Raw genomic sequence first — 17,102 nt, forward strand, 5'->3', positions numbered from 1 at the left:
GCTCGTCCAGCCGTAATAAGGGAGAGGAGTGGAGCGACGGGCCAGGGGATGACCTTCCAGGGTTGTGACTGGGCCTGACCTGGCGCTCGGGCGCTGCTTTGCCCGGGTGCTCCCTCTACGCTCGCCATGTGTATGGGAAGCATGTTTCGGAAGGCAGACATGGCCTGGCGAGCTTGCTCCGCGTCGATATTCCGCTGGCAGCGGACTGCAAGCACCGCCTGAGATAGATAGATAAGGGGGCGGAGAACTCACTTGCTTGGGAGTTTCTCCGTCCCCTTTTTTTGGCTCCGCCTGCCACCTTCCTTGCGCTGCGCTGCTCCGCCCCTCTTTTATTGAGCTAAGTCACTAAGTCAGGCAGGAGGCTCAGGAAGGTGACTCTGACCCCAGCTTAGCATTCGCTGTGGCCGCAGCTATAGCACTTGCGACAGCCTTCTTCGTAGACCATCGTGTTGCAACCGCATTGCGGGCACAGGTTACCGGTGACGTTGAGGTAACCGATGGGCAAGGGGTCGTGAGCGTTGTTGCTGTGGCTCTCGTCCTCTGGCTGCCGATGGAGCGAGGCCGGGGTGCTCGCTCCGCTTTCGAGCATCTCTAGATGGAGCTCCAGCGCCCGGGCTACGGCGTCCGGCAGTGAGCGAATCTGCTGCGGGCCGAAACCAACTGAGCGGCTACCGGCAATGCCCCGCAGTTGCTCAGCCACTTCGCGCATGCGATCAACCTGCGAGAGCGGACTGGGAATGCGCAGGATGAGCGAGATGAGTCGCCCCAGGGCCTCAGCCAGAGCCAGGATGTCGCTGCCGGCTTTGCCGACGTTGACGAAGACTTCTAGTGGGCCATGCTCATCGCTGTTGATGGTGACGTTGACTTTGCCCTCGGGGGCCCGAATCTTGCGGGTGTAGCCGTGCAAGACCTCGGGCGGGGGCTTGATCATCGGTCCGTGGCTCGCCCCTTGCTCAGATCTGCTCTCGCTCTGCGGCGGCTGCTGTTCCTGGGCAGGCTGGGCCGCTGCCTGAGCTTGCTGTTGCTGCTGCTCCCCTTTCTTGTCTTCGATATGGGAGAGTACCCCGACTCGTGATCCGTCGCGCATATAGGTGATGCCTTTACAGCCAAGCTCGTAGGCCAGGGTGTAGAGCTTTTTGACGTCTTCGACTGTGTGGCTATTGGGAGCATTGACGGTCTTGCTGATGCTGGCGTCGGTATATTTCTGAATGGTGGCCTGGACACGCACGTGTTGCTCCGGCGTGAGATCGTTGGCGGCCACAAAGTAATCAGGAATCGGCTCGCCCGGGTGTTCGTCGCGCCAGGCTTTGAAGAGGGGGTGGTAGAGGATATGCTCACCTGTGCGGTCGCGACGCACCATAGCGAAGTCGTAGACTGGCTCGATGCCGGAGCTGACACCGGCGAAGAGGCTGGTGGTGCCCGTCGGCGCCTGGGTTAGCAGAACGGCGTTGCGGATGCCTTGCTTGCGAATCTTCTCCTGGATGGCTTTGGGCAGCCGCTGAATAAAACGCCCCTGCATGTATTTCTCGCGCTCGAAGCGTGGGAATGGCCCTTTTTCTGCCGCGATATCCGCCGAGGCGTCGTACGCCGCATCGCGAATGGTGCGATAGATGCGCTCGATCACGGGAATGGAGCGGTCGCTGCCGTAGGGGACCTGCATTTTGATGAGGGCATCGGCCAGGCCCATTGTGCCCAGGCCAGTGCGCCGCGTGGCCATCTGCGCCTGACGGTTCTCTTCGATAAAGTACTCGTTGGCGTCGATGACGTTGTCGAGGAAGCGCATGGCTACGCGGGCGGTCTCAGCAAGCTGCTGATAGTCCATTTCGCCGTCTTTGACAAAGGCGGCCAGGTTGAGGGCCCCCAGGTTGCAGACGCCCCAGGGCGGCAGGGGCTGCTCTCCGCAGTTGTGCACTACGAGACCATTGGCAATGAAGAGATGCATCTGCGGCTCAACAAGATCGTAGACCAGCTCTTCGCCGTCCGGCTCCAGGCTCTCGAAGGTCGCCAGGTAGCTGGCGGGTTCCTCGGAGGCCGCGCTCTGGATCACGGCGGCGTTCAGGAGGCCCTGGCGACTGGCAGGCAGCAGGCTAATCTGCTCGCTGAAGCGTCGCAGCTGGCCGCCGCTGACGAGCAGTTCATCCCCCGCCTCTCCAGGTCGACTCAGGCGCCGGGGCTGAATCGTGGAGAGAATGGCGAAGTTCAAGAGGAGGCGCTGAACATCTTCGAGCAGGGTGCGCGCACAGCCGCTGAGGAGCAATGTAGAGAGGCCCTGGCTGTCGCAGACAAGGGTACCGGCCAGCGAGAAGAGCATGGCTAGAAAACCCTGCTGCATGGCGCGATTGCCGCGCAGAACAGCGGCGGGCAGGCGCTGGCCCAGCATCGATGCTTTGGCTTCGGCGGCACTGAGAGCCTGGGCTTGAGCCAGGATGGCCTTGGACAGGGCTGGGGCGGGAGCTTGCAGGCCGCTGGCGCTGATGCTCAGCCAGGCCAGGGCCTGACCTACCTCGGCGCTGCCCTCTGTCCCAAAGGCTCCGCCATGCTGTAGCAGATGGAGCTGCTCGCCTGGCTGGAGATCCGCAGCGGCCTTCCAGCCGTTCGTGGTCAGAATACGGTGATCAGCAGTGAGGCGCAGGCTGTAGCCTTCGCGCGTGCGCAGCCGGTAGACGGGCTTGATGCCTGTGGGGAAGACGGGACTGGCCAGGCGCAGGCGACTGCTCAGTCCAGTCGCTCCTTTCTGGCCCTCTCTGAGGCTGGCGCTGCGAGCGTGGCCGACAGACGCCGCCGTCGGCAGGTTCAGATCTTCTGAGACAATCTGTACGGGTAGCCCACTCTGGGCCAGCTCACGCGCCGGAATGAGGCCCGCACTGGTGTAGATGAGCGTGTCGCCGGTGACGCAGGGGTTGACACAGTTGATCTTTTCGTAGTACCAGGTGTTCGCCTCTTTGTTGCAGCGATCCATGAAGACGACGCCCGGTTCGGCAGACTCCCAGGCCGACTTGCAAATGAGGTCCCAGAGGTCGCGCGCACGCACCGTCTTCTTGACCTCTCCCTGCCAGATGAGGTTCCACGGCTCATCGTTCTTGACAGCCTGCATGAAGCGATCAGAGATGCAGACCGAGAGGTTGGCATGCTCGATCTTGCCTTCGGTACGCTTGACAGTGATGAACTCTTCAACGTCGGGATGGGTGTCGTCCAGCATGAGCATAAGGGCGCCGCGCCGCGAGCCTCCTTGCTGGATGACATCGCCCGTAGCCACCGAGTAGAGCTGCGCCCAGGAGCAGGGACCGGAAGCCGTGCCGTTGACTGTCTTGATGTAGGAGCCACGGGGCCGCAGGGTCGAGAGGTTGATGCCTACTCCCCCACCACGGGCCATGATCTCGGTCATGATCTTGAGGTTGTCAAGAATGCCCTGGCGGCTGTCCTCCGGACTGGGAATGACGTAGCAGTTGTAAAAGGTCACCTGATGGCCAGAGCCAGCCCCCGCCAGAATACGCCCACCCGGTACAAATTTGAAGTCAGCCATCGCCTCATAGAAGCGCTTCTCCCAGTAGGCACGCAGCTCCTCCGTCTTCTCCACCGCCGCAATTCCCCGCGCCACACGCGCCCACAGCTCTTCGGGATAGTGCTCCAGCGGCTGGCCGTTGGCATCCTTGAGCGAATAGCGATCAAGAAAGACTTTGAGGCGAATGCCTTCTAGCTGCGTTCGCTTCGGTGTATCGCCAGGCACCTTGGGAGTCTTCGACTCCTGCTGCTCTAACATGCTGTGTTACTCCTCTCTGAAATTCCCGCTCGTCAGTCGCCGCCCGCTCCCACCAACCACTACACCCACCACCCCACGCGCTTGCTGGACCGCTTCTCGTGGGGCCGGACGCACGACAAAGAAAGGGTAGGTAAGAAATAGGATTCACTTCTAGAGAACTTGTCCTGCAGGCAAGTTTTCAGCTATGATTTCCCCGGTCGACCTTCCTCGGGACAGTATACTCGGAAACCTCCCCGATTACAAGCCTTTGGCCACAAGATATTGAGATTCTCCCATTCTCAGGCACAACATATTGAGAGATGTTGAGACGTGGTATGATAAGGGGGGGGTGGCAGGTCAGCCAGTGAGCCAGTCAGTAGCCAGCCAGCTCACCTGGATCAGCTGGGGAAACTCCCTGCCTGGTTGATTGAGCGGACCGGACCACCTAATGCTTGTTCTGGAGGATTTGACGGCATCATGCGGGCAGAGATTATTTCTTGCGGCACCGAGCTGTTGCTGGGCCAGATCACCGATACCAACGCCACTTACCTGGCACAAAGCCTGAGCGGGCTAGGGATCGACCTCTATTTTGTCTCCCAGGTCGGGGATAACCTGGAGCGTATCGTTGAGACGCTGCGCCGGGCCTGGGAACGCTCTGAATTGATCATCATGACTGGCGGTCTTGGACCCACCGAGGACGACCTGACGCGCGAGGCGATCAGCACGCTGTTGGGGGAGCACATGCAGGTTGATCCAAGCCTGGAGGCCGAGCTGCGCGCCTGGTTCGCTGCCCGCGGCGTTCAGATGCCTGAGCGCAATGTCAAGCAGGCCACCCTTATTCCTTCGGCACGCCCGCTGCCGAATCCATTAGGAACAGCGCCCGGCTGGTGGGTCGAGAAGGCGGGCCGCATCATCGTCGCTATGCCAGGAGTACCGCGCGAGATGTATCGGATGTGGGAGGCCGAGGCGATCCCGCGCCTGAGTCCCTATACTGGGGGCCTGATCTTCACACGCATTCTGCGCGTCATCGGCCTGGGAGAGTCGACGGTTGAGCAGCGCCTGGAGCCTTTCATTCATGCGAGCAATCCGACGGTAGCCACCTACGCCAAGAGCGATGCCGTGGATGTGCGCGTGACTGCCAAGGCGGCCAGCCACAAGGAGGCCGAGCGCCTGGTCAGTGAAACTGAGGCGCGCATTCGCGAGGTGCTTGGCAACTACATTTTCGGGGTCGACAAGGAGACGCTCCCAAGCGTGGTCGGAACCATGCTGGCCCAACGCGGTCAGACGCTGGCGGTGATGGAGAGCTTCACCGGGGGATTGCTCTCCAGCCTGATCACGGATATACCCGGCAGCTCGCGCTATTTCCGCGGTGGACTGGTAGCCTACAGTCGCGCTGTCGCTCAGGAGATGGGCCTCTCCCCTGAGCCAGTCGAACGAGCCGGCCTGGTCAGCGAGGAGACGGCACGCGCTATGGCTCAGCTCGCCCGCCAGCGTCTGGCTGCCGACTACGGTCTTGGCATCACCGGCGTGGCCGGCCCAGAGCCGTTCGAGCAGCAACCGGCGGGGACCCTGTTTCTGGCGATCGCCGGACCGACCGGCGTGGTGACTTCCAGCGGCAGCGGCTGGCGCGGCAACCGGGAGGACCAGAAGTACCGCTCCGCTCTCGCCGCCCTGAATCTGCTTCGCCTCCATCTGTTGGGCTTGAAGAAGGCCCAATAGCAGCGCCCGGCTGGGTAGATTGCCATCCCGGTAATCGTCAGCCGCCGGTCAGTTTGGGCTGTTGGCCCCTTGCCAGAAGACCAGCCTGAGTGCTATCATTACCACGCCCTGCACGCGCGCTCAGAGCATGGTAGGCTGCAGGCCAGTCTCAGCCTACTGGCGCAGGTCGCGAGCGCCGCAGGGACCACCCTTCGCGACTTCCTCCGGCTTGGGGCCAAGATAAACGGCACCTTGCTAGCTGAACTGATGCTGGTGCGCTATGGAGAGATCTGGCCAGAAGATAACGGAGCTGCAGAGAAAGGACCGCGCCGCCCGCAGGAAACCGGCGCGGTCCCGTTTTCCTTTCCGTCTGAGCCGCTCATCGCCGTTGATCCGACTGCTGGCCGTGCTCGGTCCAGGTCTGATCGCGGCCAATGCGGGCAATGACGCCGGGGGTATTGCTACCTACTCGGCTGCCGGGGCTAACTATGGCTACAACCTGCTGTGGGCCCTCTTCATTAGCAGCTTTTTTGTGGCTGTGATTCAGGAGATGTGCGCTCGCATGGGCGCGGTGACCGGCAAGGGACTGGCCGATCTGATTCGCGAGGAGTTCGGGGTGCGCTGGACAGCGCTCGCCATGCTGGCGCTGCTGATTGCAAACACGGGGATTACGATTTCGGAGTTTCTCGGCATCGGCGCCAGTGTGCAGGTGCTGGCTCAGGACGTGCATACGCCTTGGATCTATGTGACCGTGCCAGTCTGTGGGCTGGCGCTCTGGTGGCTGGTGATTAAAGGCTCCTATCGGCGGGTGGAGAAGGTCTTTATTGCGATGTCTCTCGGCTTCCTCTCTTACATCCCCGCTGCCTTCGTCGCCCATCCCGATTGGGGAGCCATCGGCCACCAAAGCGTCGTTCCCGCTTTCCAGCTGGATAGTGACTACCTGCTGACAGCGGCGGCCCTGGTGGGTACCACTATCAGCCCCTATATGCTCTTCTATGTGCAGTCCGCTGTTGCCGACAAGGGCATCCATGCTGGCGAGTACATTTATGAGCAGATCGACGTCTATAGCGGGACACTCTTCGCGACGCTTATTTCTTTCTTTATCGTTGTGGCTACGGGGGCGACGCTTTTTGTCTCCCATCACCCGGCAAGCACAGCGCTGGATGCAGCCTTCGCTCTGCGCAGCCTGGCCGGCCCCTATGCCTCGCTCCTCTTCAGCATTGGCCTCTTCGGCGCTTCACTGCTGGCGGCAGCTGTTCTGCCTCTCTCAACAGCCTACGCTATTTGCGAAGCCTTCGGCTTTGAGCGCAGCCTCTCACGCAGCTTCCGTGAGGCGCCAGTCTTTCAGGGCCTCTTTACAGCCCTGATCGTGCTGGGGGTCCTGGTGACGCTGATTCCAGGGCTGCCCATCTTCCAGGTGCTGATTGTGCTCCAGGATATCAATACGGCCATGCTGCCGATTATCCTGGTCTTCATTATTCTGCTGGTCAACAATCGCCGCCTGATGGGGAAACACAAAAATTCACTGCTCTTCAATATCTTCGGCTGGGCCACCGTTCTCTTTGTCTCTATCCTGACCCTGGTCTTGCTGGTCGTCAATCTCTTGCACTCCTGAGAGCTGGATCAAGCAAGCAAGCAAGAGAAGCAAGACGCTCACCCTCCCCTCTATCACTGCCAGCACTCTCACGCACTTGGCCTGGCCGACCCACTGCGCCCCCTCCTTTGTCTCCAAAGATCGATGACCCTCTGGCAAACAAGCTTTTTTGGCCGACATGTGCTAGAATAGTATTACATTAGTGCGGCAAGAAAAGGAGGAGAGAGGCCCGAAGCATGGAGCGAGATCCAGGCCATGCCTATAGCAACACAGCCCAGGGCGATCGCAACGAGCCACCTGCCTCGCTCGAAAAGACGCTTGATTATACGCATCCCGACTTCTACCGCCCCTCATCCGATTGGTACTCCGATCCTGCTCCTGCTGCAACAGCAGGTCAGGCAGAGTTGCAGCCGTATCGTAGCCCGGCGGATGTGGCACGCTATACCTCTGACGCGGTTCATCATAGCCAGGGTGAGGAGACTCTGGCAGGAACGGCACAAAAAGGCTCATCTACCACGAGCATCAAGGGGAAGAAGGGATTGGCTGGCCTGGGCGGCAGTCTGGCAGCACTGCTGGCTCTGCTCCTGAAGTTTCAATGGCTCGGCTGGCTACTGAAATTCGGCTGGGCAGGCATCTCAGCGCTCGTCTCGCTGGCTTTTTACGCCATGATCTTCGGCTGGGCCTTCGGCCTGGGAATCGTGGTGCTGCTCTTCATACATGAGCTGGGACATGCCATCGTCATTAAGGCCAAAGGCATCCCTCTAGGGGGCATGATCTTCATCCCTTTGCTGGGGGCCGCGGTGCTGATGAAACGTCATCCGCAGAATGCTCGCGACGATGCTGAGATTGGCATTGCTGGCCCACTGGCTGGCGCGCTTGGTTCCGCTGTCTGTCTGTTGCTGGCCTGGCTCCATCCGGCAGGCGTCTGGGCTCCGCTGGCCTACTTTGGTTTCTTTATCAACCTGTTGAATTTGATCCCTGCCCCAATGCTGGATGGCGGGCGCATCATGGGAGCAATCGATCGCCGCCTCTCTCTGATTGGCCTGCTGCTCTTGCTGGCTTATCAGATCTGGCTCTGGATCAATGGCGACTTCTCCCCCTGGCTATTTTTCTTGCTGGCCATCAGCGCCGTGGCGCTCTGGATACAGCACAGCGAAGATGCCCTCCATCCGCACCATTACTACGATGTCCCCCTGCGCTTTCGCATCGCCATAGCAGTAGCCTACTTCGGGCTGATTATCCTGCTCTCGCTCGCTATGTCGCTGGCGCGCAGCCTGATCATCCCCTATAGCCTCTAATCTTTCTTCCTCCCTCTCTCTCTCTCTCTCTCTCCCTCCACCCTTCCCCGCGAAAATAGGGTCCGCTCAGGACTTCGAAGGACGCGGTGGTAGAGGGCGGGTACTCCTCGACCCCTTGGGAACAGAAATGTCAGCCGCCCCCAGGCTGGTAACGAGGGAGAAGGAAGGGCACAGGCAGGCATCACCGCTGCGGCGGGCTTTAGCTTGTTGCTCTTTCTTGAGCCGGCGCTCCAGGGCTACAATCTTCTCGCTGGCCTGTTCGTGAGAAAGCTGCTCCATCGTGGTTCCTCCTTTTTTCTGCTCTATTCTGCCCGGCCATCGTGCCTGCACCCGGCTCCCCCAGAACTGAGAGCAGATCGCGCAGGTAGAGGATAAGCCTGACCTGCTGGCCGTCCGTCGCGGCGGGTGAGTGGTGATCCGCGCTCGACCTGGACGGCCTGGCACCCATTACTTTTTTTATTTGGCTTGCTCCTGGTTGGCAGCTGCGCGGCTACGCACTTCCACGCCAGCCAGCCGCTCTAAGACCTTGAGCAAAGCGGTATAGTCTTGGCGGCCATAGCCCTCGGCGCGAGCCATCTCATAAAGCTGGCGGGTCAGCCCTGCTAATGGCAGAGGTGTCTGATACTGCGCCCCCAGCTCCAGAGCAAGAGTGAGATCCTTCTGCAAGAGATCGGTCATGAAACCGGGCTGGAAGCTGCCAGTAAAAGCACGCATGGGAAATTGATTGGCCAGCTGCCAGTTGGCACCCGTGCTGACACTGATAATGTTCGCCATCAGCTCTACATCGGCGCCGGCCTTGACTCCCAGCACCAGGGCCTCGGCGGTGGCCGCCGCAATAACGCCGGCCAGGAGATTGTTGACGAGCTTGACGACTTCGCCAGCCCCCGAGGGACCGACATAGAAGATGCGCTCGGCTTTCCCCATCGCTTCGAGCAACGGACGGACTTGCTCGAAAATGGCCCGCTCGCCCCCAACCATAATGGCCAGCGTGCCAGCGATCGCTCCCTGCGAGCCTCCGCTCACTGGCGCATCCAGGAAATATACTCCACGCTCGGCAGCGAGCTGGGACAGGCGACGGCTCGTTGCCGGCGCAATAGTGCTCATATCGATGATGACCAGGCCCTGTCGCGCCCCCTCTAGAATACCATCGGGACCAGTGACCAGCTGCTCAACATCCTGTGAGGTGGGAACCATCGTGATGACGACTTCGACTCCAGCAGCCAGCTCGCGTGGCGATGGGACCAGTCTGGCCCCCGCCTGGAGCACTTCCTGGACACCAGGCTTCTCAGGATGACGCGCATAGACCGCGACTTCATGTCCGGCTTTGAGCAGGTTGAGCGTCATCGGACGCCCCATTGTCCCGATCCCAATGAAGCCGACCTTCATTGTAACTATCACGTCCTTTCTTCGCCAATCGATACAGCGCTGGCTGCGCTCCCTGGCGCTCTCTTCCGACCCACGCCCCGCTCGAGCTGCATCGCGCCATTCGCTGCTCCGAGGCCCTTCCTTCCTTCTTTTTGCCTCATGCCTCCGAGGTCGTCGCCAGGGCCGCCTCGCTCTGGCCCACTTCTACCTCGACAACAACAGCTCCGCCCTGGACAACATCGCCCTCACGATAATGGATGCGTCGGACAACGCCATCATAGGGAGCAGCGATGACGTGCTCCATCTTCATGGCACTGAGAATGACCAGGGCCTGACGCTGCTTGACAGCCTCTCCCTCGCTGACCTGCACTTTGACAATGGTGCCAGCCATTGGGGCCGTCAGGCTCTGGCCGCCACGCTGGCCACTTCCCCGCAGGCTGCTCTCAATAGCCGGTGGCTGAGGTCGCTGCAGGCAATAGAGTCTTCCCCGCAGCATGACCTGCGTCTCTCCGGCCAGCCGTAAAAACTGGACACGCTCGCGGCGCGCCCCAGCCTGCAGGGAGAGCGCCCCATCTAGCGCCAGCTGCGGCAGTATTTCCTCCGGCTCGCCCCCATCAACCTGGACGCGCCAGCTTCCACCCCTGCCAGGGAGGCGCTCAAGGCAAACCTGATGCTCTTCTCCCTCGTAGCGGTAGCGCAGCAGCTGCCCCCCACCACTCAGGCGCCAGGGACCAAGTCGCCGCCAGGGATTGCGCTCACCTCGCTCTTCGTTCACCACCTCGGCCAGAGCGGCGGCCTTCAAAGCTAAGGGCAATGCCGCCCGCTCCCGTAAGGTCCCCCGCTCAAGCAGTCCCTGCTCCTCCAAAAAGCTGGTGAAGGTCAGGCCCTCACGAAAGGCTGCGTTCTCAGTAATGGCGTGCAGCAAAGCGCTGTTGGTCTTGACCCCAAAGACCGCCAGCTCCTCCAGCAAGGTGCGCATGCGTGCGATGCTGGCGGCACGATCTTCACCATAGGTGATCAGCTTGGCCAGCATCGGATCATAGAATTGACTGACATCAGAGCCGCTTTCTACGCCGCTATCAATGCGCATACCAGGCCGCTGCGGGGCGAAAAAACGGAGCACAGGACCAGTAGAGGGGAGAAACTGCTGCTCGGGATCTTCCGCATAGAGGCGCATTTCAAGGGCATGGCCACGCGCTACCAGCTCCTCTTGATGCAGACGCAACGGTTCGCCAGCGGCGATGAGAATCTGCTGGCGCACCAGATCGAGGCCCATCACTAGCTCAGTGATCGGGTGCTCAACCTGCAAGCGCGTGTTCATCTCCAGAAAATAAAAGCGCTGATCGCAGTCAAGCAAGAACTCAAGCGTGCCAGCATTGACATAGCCTGCAGCGCGGGCAATACGTACGGCAGCCTCGCCCATGCGGGCGCGCAGAGCCGGTGTCAGGGCCGGCGACGGGCTTTCCTCGACAATTTTCTGATGGCGGCGCTGGATCGAACATTCGCGCTCACCCAGATGGACAACCTGACCGTAGGCGTCGGCCAGTATCTGGAACTCAATGTGACGAGGCCGCTCTAGCAAGCGCTCAAGAAAGACCGTGCCATCGCCAAAGGCCGCCAGGGCCTCGCGCTGCGCCCCCTCCAGCTGGGCCGGGAAGTCTTCTAGCGAGCGCACCACGCGCATCCCCTTGCCCCCACCTCCAGCCGCCGCCTTAATCAAGAGCGGCACCCCGATGCGTTCCGCTTCCTGCAGCAAACGCGGCGGGTCTTGCTGGGGACCATCGTAGCCCGGCACAGTTGGTACCCCGACCTGCTGCGCTACCTGGCGCGCGGCAATCTTCGAGCCCATGAGACGCATGGCCGCAGCAGGGGGACCGATGAAGACCAGGCCAGCTTCTTGACAGGCCTCGGCGAAGGCTGGATTCTCCGAGAGGAAGCCATAGCCAGGGTGGATCGCTTCGGCTTCGGCCTGACGGGCCGCCGCAATGATAGCCTCGATGCGCAAATAGCTCTCGCTGGCAGGCGCAGAGCCGATCGGATAGGCTTCGTCAGCCTCGTAGACATGCGGTGCCCGACGATCGGCATCTGAGTAGACGGCGACGGTACGGATGCCCATTGCCCGACAGGTGGCCATGATGCGACGCGCGATCTCTCCTCGATTGGCGATCAAGATCTTCTTGAACATTTTAGCTGACCACCCAGTTGGCTTTGCGCTTCTCCAGGAAGGCCCGCAGGCCCTCCTGTCCCTCGGGACTCGCCCGCAAGTCGGCAATCAGATTGGCAGTATAGTCGCGCGCCGCCTCGCGGCTCAGTTCCCCAACCTGCAGAGCCAACGCCTTGCAGGCCCGCAAGGCCCGCGGCCCACCGCGCAGCAGCTGATGCAGCGCCTGCTCTACCGCCGTATCCAGTTCCTGAGCAGCCACTACTACATGCACCAGCCCCAGCTCGCGCGCTCGCGCCGCTGTAAACTGTTCCCCCGTCACAAAGAGCGCCCGCGCCTGGCCCTCGCCGATCTTGCGCACCACGTAGGGGGCAATCACCGCCGGAGCGATGCCTAGACGCACCTCGCTAAAAGCAAAGCGCGCCGCCTCGACCGCGATCACCAGATCGCAGGCCGCAATCAGCCCCAAACCGCCGCCCATCGCCGTCCCATTGACGCGGGCCACCACCGGACAGGGGAACGTATTGATCGCCTCAAAGAGATCAGCTAAGCGCCAAGCCTCAGCCACATTCTCCTCACGGCTCAGCTTCACTGCCTGCTGCATCATCTTGATATCAGCTCCGGCACTAAAAGAGGCACCCGCACCGGTCAGAACGACAGCATGTAGCCGCTCATCGTCGCGCAAAGCAGTGAAGGCAGTGCGTAGCTCTTCAATCAACTGTGCATTAAAAGCATTGTGGACTTCGGGGCGCTGCAGCGTCACCGTCGCGACCCGATTCTGAAAGCTGCGTTCAACACTGAGTAGGGTGTACTCCATTGTGACTATCCCTGACAAAGGCTCAGCTGCACATCAGGCGAAACCGCTCAGGCGGTCCGCCCGCCAGCACCCGGCCCCCAAGAGCAGGGAGCCTATAGCCGCCGCAGCTTCTCATTTGCTCATTGCTTTTTATTATACCATCCTCTGGCCAACGCACAGCCTGGATTTCTCGTGTTGACCAGGCCCGCCCCCTCGCCCTAGAGCCAGCGCAGGCGACGGAAGATCAGCAGCAGGAGCAGTGAGATCACGGCCATCACAGTCAGAGCCAGTGCATAGCCATAGGTCCAATGCAACTCGGGCATATACTCGAAGTTCATCCCCCAGATCCCTGCCAGCAAGGCATCGACCATCAAAACAATCGAGGCCGCCGTCAGCGTGCGCATCGTCTTATTGAGGTCATTGGAGACGATCGAGAGGTTCGCATCCATCGTCGAACTCAGCTGATCGCGGTAGAGATCAACGGTATCGGCGACGCGCATAATGTGATCGTAGACATCGCGGAAATAGAGCAAGGCATGCTCGTTGAAGAGAGGGTTATCGCGATTCGTGAGCACATTGAGCACATCGCGCTCGGGACCAGCAATGCGGCGCAGCGTCAGGAAGCGCTTCTTGAGGGCCAGCAGGTCCTGAGTAAAGGAGCGCTGACGCAGCTCACCGCTGAAGAGACGATCCTCCAGGTCCTCAGCCTGCTCGACCATAGCATCCAGCACCGGGAAATACTGATCGACGATCGTGTCGAGGAGAGAGTAGAGCAGGACAATCACCCCACCCTCCAGCTGGCGCACATTGCGTGTCCAGCGCTGCTCGGTCTCATCCAGCTCGGGAATAGGCTCACTATGCACCGTGATCAGATAACGCTCCCCCAGAAAGATCGACAGCTCACAGACCCGCAGACGATCTGTCGACGGCTCCGCCTGTATCGTGTAAAAGACGATCAGGTAGAAGCTATCATACTCCTCGATTTTGGGGCGCTGATGCTTATGACCGGCGTCTTCCACCGCCAGCGGATGCAGATGGAAAGCCTCCCCCACGCGCTGCAACTCCTCCGGGCCTGGATTGAACAGATCCAGCCAGAGCACAGTCTGCGGCTCGGCCAGGGCCTGCCGGGCCTCGGCCAGGGAAGCGACACGCTGAAAGCAATGCTCCTGGGAATTGCAACGCAGCGCCTTCAACATGAGGGTGGGCTACTCCTTCCTCTTAAGCAAGAAACTGCCAGCTAGCTAGCCAGCTAACCAGCCAACGAGGGTGTTCCCCGCTCTACCAGCGGGGCATATCTGGCTCGTTCGGGGCGCAAAGCAGCTTTCTCCGCTCATGCTCTTATATTGTGGCTACATACGGAAGACACCGAAAGGCGTCTCAGGCATGGGGGCATTGAGCGAGGCCGCGATCCCCAAAGCCAGGACCATACGGGTCTCGCAGGGGTCGATGATCCCATCGTCCCACAGGCGAGCCGTGCTATAGTATGGGTTGCCCTCGCGCTCATACTTCTCCAGAATCGGCTGCTTAAAGGCTGCTTCCTCTTCCTCCGTCATCGTCCTTCCGCGCGCCGCCAGGTTCTCCTTGCGGATCGTTGCCAGAACGCTGGCCGCCTGTTCGCCTCCCATCACCGAGATGCGGGCATTGGGCCACATCCAGAGCTGGCGCGGGGCATAGGCGCGCCCGCACATCGCATAGTTGCCCGCTCCGAAGGAGCCACCGATAATCACCGTAAAGCGAGGGACCGGTGCGTTGGCCACCGCCATCACCATCTTCGCCCCATCCTTGGCAATGCCGCCGCTCTCGTACTGACGCCCCACCATAAAGCCGGTAATATTCTGCAGAAAGACCAGCGGGATCTGGCGCTGGGCGCACAGTTCAATAAAATGGGTCGCCTTGAGGGCGCTTTCCGAGAAGAGCACTCCATTATTGGCGATTATACCCACTGGATAGCCCATGAGGCGAGCAAAACCGCAGACAATCGTCGTCCCGTACAGCTCCTTGAACTCATGGAAGCGGCTGCCATCGACCAGGCGAGCGATTACCTCGCGCACATCATAGCTCTTGCGATAATCGCGCGGCACAATGCCATAGATCTCCTCGGGATCATAGCGCGGCGGCTCCGGCTCAGTGATCTCCCAGGGAATGTACTTGCGCCGCTGCAGATTGGCCACGATGCTGCGGCAGATCGCCAGGGCATGCTCATCGTTAAGAGCATAGTGATCGGCCACCCCCGAGGTGCGACAATGGACATCGGCCCCTCCCAGCTCCTCGGCGCTCACCTCTTCGCCGGTCGCCGCCTTCACCAGCGGCGGCCCCCCGAGAAAAATGGTCCCCGTGCCGCGTACAATGATGGTCTCATCGCTCATCGCCGGCACGTAGGCACCGCCCGCAGTGCACGAACCCATCACGACGGCAATCTGCGGAATACGCTGGCTCGACATGCGCGCCTGATTGTAGAAGATGCGCCCAAAGTGATCGCGGTCAGGAAAGACCTCGGCCTGCAGCGGCAAAAAGGCCCCGCCCGAGTCGACCAGATAGATACAGGGGAGGCGGTTCTGTTCGGCAATCTCCTGGGCCCGCACATGCTTCTTCACCGTCATCGGGTAGTAGGTCCCGCCTTTGACGGTGGCATCGTTGGCGATAATCATACACTCCTGGCCCTCAACAACCCCAATACCAGTCACGATGCCCGCCGAAGGCGCCTCGTTGTCGTACATATCCCAGGCGGCCAGCGGACTCAGCTCCAAAAACGGGGTGTCGGGGTCACAGAGCAAATGAATGCGCTCGCGCGCAAGGAGCTTGTTGCGCTTACGGTGGCGAGCCACGGCTTCAGCGCCTCCGCCCTGTTGCACCTGCTGCAGGCGCTCCGTCAGTTCAGTCACAAGCTGACGGAAATAACGCGCATTTTCCTGAAATTCAGGACTGCTGCGGTCAACATGCGTTTCAAGGACTCGCATGGGCGTTCGCTCTCTTCCTCTCTGAAGAAATCACTGCCATTGTGGCATGAGGTGCTCCTCCTCGTCAAGATCTTCCTCGACGAAGGCCACTTCCCATCAAAGCAGAGGGGCCCTTCAAGCAGCATCAAGGCCAGTGTAGAGAGAAGAGAGCCAACGAAGGCCAGAGGCGCCTTTAGACGCGCTCGTCGCTCAGCAGTGTTGCTGCGCCAGCACGCTATCGATCTGGGCCAGCAGCCGCCCCGCCGGGGCAAAGCCATAGTTGATCGCCTGGGCCTTACCCTGACCATCGAGCACAACCGTCGTCGGCAGCGTCAGCACGCGATAGCGAGCCGTCAATTGGGGCTCCGTCGGCGCATCCACCTCAATCACGCTGACCAGCTCGCCACGGGCAGCCTGGACCTGGCGCAGCGCCGGCTTCTGCAAGCGATGGCACTGCTGACACTCAGCGCTGCTGAAGAGCAAAATGCGCACCGGCCCGCTGGCAGCCCCCGCCTCATTCCGGCGGTCGGCAGCCAACGCCGGCGCCTCCAGAGCGGCTCGACGCTGCCGCTCAACAAAGCGCCGTCCGAGCAGAATCGCCCCCCACAGGAGGGCAGCCAGCAGCAGCAGTAAGGCCGCCCGCCAGAGGATCACATTCAGCATCTCCCTGCTCTTCCCTTCTACCAGCTTGCGCCTATCTCACACCGCGCCAGTGGAAGCCCCCTTCATAGCGCACGCGAGGGACCAGACCGATCTTTCCCAAATAGTAGTAGACCAGGCAGCCGGCACAGAAGCCAACCGTCAGATTGACAAAGGAGAGTCCAAAGACCAGCAGGTCTAGCACCCAACCGGCCAGCGTCGCAGACGTCAGCAGGAGCAGGAGCCCGGCGACCAGCAGGAGCGTGGCCCCTATTCCCTGAGCGAAGCGATGCGGGGCTGGATCGTCCTCGACAACGCGCGGTTTCAACAGGCCGCTCGCTACCAGCACATGCCGATAGAAGAGCGCAAACGGCCCAGCCGCCGGCCAGAGGGCACTCCAGGCCAGGAGCAAGCCGGTGATCAGCACCAGCGGCGGCCAGCTCAGCAGAAAAGCCAGGGCCGTTAGCACTACTACACTGCCCTGCGAGAACTTCGCCAGGCGCGTATCGACGCGCAAATCAGTTGCAGAAACAGCTTCCACAGCAGTTCCTCCTCCAGTTCAGATCAGGCCGATTGGCGCTCCCCTCGACCAGCGACGATGAGCGCCCCTCGAACAGAGCCTTCGCCTGACTGAATGATAACATAGTGTATCTATTTAGTAAACAACCACAGCGCGGCCCGCCATATTCCCTGCCACACAGCAGACCACAGCGACGGTTAGCGCCACCATCCCCCCTTGACAGGGCCGACAAGAAAAGGTATCCTGTTCTCGGGCAGCTAGAGACAAGGTGTCGTATCTCGGCTTTGCACTATCGCCAGAGCATGCAACAGCGGCAAAGCGAGCAGGCGCCAGCCAGCTCCAGCAAGCCGGTCAAG

General features: G+C 60.9%; 12 protein-coding genes. 3 read left to right on the forward strand and 9 right to left on the reverse strand.

Annotation, left to right across the window (positions count from 1 at the left end; all coding sequences use genetic code 11):
* Window positions 1–388 precede the first annotated feature (388 nt).
* Complete coding sequence (locus tag N688_RS13410) at window positions 389–3,760, reverse strand: intein-containing adenosylcobalamin-dependent ribonucleoside-diphosphate reductase (RefSeq protein ID WP_052889752.1); 3,372 nt, start codon at window positions 3,758–3,760, stop codon at window positions 389–391.
* Between the two features lie 456 nt (window positions 3,761–4,216).
* Here N688_RS13410 and N688_RS13415 point away from each other — a divergent pair, with 456 nt between their 5' ends.
* The 3 genes from N688_RS13415 to N688_RS13425 all read left to right on the forward strand — a co-directional run bounded on the left by N688_RS13415 (window position 4,217) and on the right by N688_RS13425 (window position 8,329).
* On the forward strand, window positions 4,217–5,458 hold the full coding sequence (locus N688_RS13415; protein WP_052889753.1) for a competence/damage-inducible protein A: 1,242 nt from the start codon (window positions 4,217–4,219) through the stop codon (window positions 5,456–5,458).
* Window positions 5,459–5,717: 259 nt separating this feature from the next.
* Window positions 5,718–7,052 (forward strand): Nramp family divalent metal transporter, encoded by a 1,335-nt coding sequence (locus N688_RS13420; protein ID WP_081838828.1) that lies wholly within the window; start codon window positions 5,718–5,720, stop codon window positions 7,050–7,052.
* A 215-nt stretch (window positions 7,053–7,267) separates the two neighbouring features.
* Window positions 7,268–8,329: a site-2 protease family protein gene (locus N688_RS13425; protein WP_052889754.1), complete on the forward strand. Its 1,062-nt coding sequence runs from the start codon at window positions 7,268–7,270 to the stop codon at window positions 8,327–8,329.
* A 66-nt stretch (window positions 8,330–8,395) separates the two neighbouring features.
* Here the strand turns inward: N688_RS13425 and N688_RS13430 are convergent, their stop codons facing one another.
* From N688_RS13430 to N688_RS13465, 8 genes are all read right to left on the reverse strand, one after another.
* A complete protein-coding gene (locus tag N688_RS13430) occupies window positions 8,396–8,608 on the reverse strand; it encodes a hypothetical protein (protein ID WP_052889755.1) in 213 nt (70 codons plus the stop codon).
* A gap of 177 nt (window positions 8,609–8,785) precedes the next feature.
* Window positions 8,786–9,727: an NAD(P)-dependent oxidoreductase gene (locus N688_RS13435; protein ID WP_156025418.1), complete on the reverse strand. Its 942-nt coding sequence runs from the start codon at window positions 9,725–9,727 to the stop codon at window positions 8,786–8,788.
* A 124-nt stretch (window positions 9,728–9,851) separates the two neighbouring features.
* Entirely contained in the window at window positions 9,852–11,879 is a 2,028-nt protein-coding gene (locus N688_RS13440; RefSeq protein WP_052889757.1) for an acetyl-CoA carboxylase biotin carboxylase subunit, read from the reverse strand.
* Between the two features lies 1 nt (window position 11,880).
* The gene (locus N688_RS13445) at window positions 11,881–12,672 is read right to left on the reverse strand and encodes an enoyl-CoA hydratase-related protein (RefSeq protein ID WP_052889758.1); all 792 of its coding nucleotides are present in this window, start codon (window positions 12,670–12,672) and stop codon (window positions 11,881–11,883) included.
* A 197-nt stretch (window positions 12,673–12,869) separates the two neighbouring features.
* On the reverse strand, window positions 12,870–13,847 hold the full coding sequence (corA, locus tag N688_RS13450) for a magnesium/cobalt transporter CorA (protein WP_052889759.1): 978 nt from the start codon (window positions 13,845–13,847) through the stop codon (window positions 12,870–12,872).
* A 153-nt stretch (window positions 13,848–14,000) separates the two neighbouring features.
* Window positions 14,001–15,608 carry a carboxyl transferase domain-containing protein gene (locus N688_RS13455; protein WP_052889760.1) on the reverse strand — a complete coding sequence of 536 codons (1,608 nt, stop codon included), beginning with the start codon at window positions 15,606–15,608 and terminating at the stop codon, window positions 14,001–14,003.
* A 189-nt stretch (window positions 15,609–15,797) separates the two neighbouring features.
* On the reverse strand, window positions 15,798–16,250 hold the full coding sequence (locus N688_RS13460) for a thioredoxin family protein (protein ID WP_052889761.1): 453 nt from the start codon (window positions 16,248–16,250) through the stop codon (window positions 15,798–15,800).
* 31 nt (window positions 16,251–16,281) lie between these two features.
* Entirely contained in the window at window positions 16,282–16,767 is a 486-nt protein-coding gene (locus tag N688_RS13465) for a DUF4395 domain-containing protein (RefSeq protein ID WP_052889762.1), read from the reverse strand.
* Window positions 16,768–17,102 lie beyond the last annotated feature (335 nt).

The sequence above is a fragment of the Thermogemmatispora carboxidivorans genome, assembly GCF_000702505.1.
Lineage (GTDB): Bacteria > Chloroflexota > Ktedonobacteria > Ktedonobacterales > Ktedonobacteraceae > Thermogemmatispora > Thermogemmatispora carboxidivorans.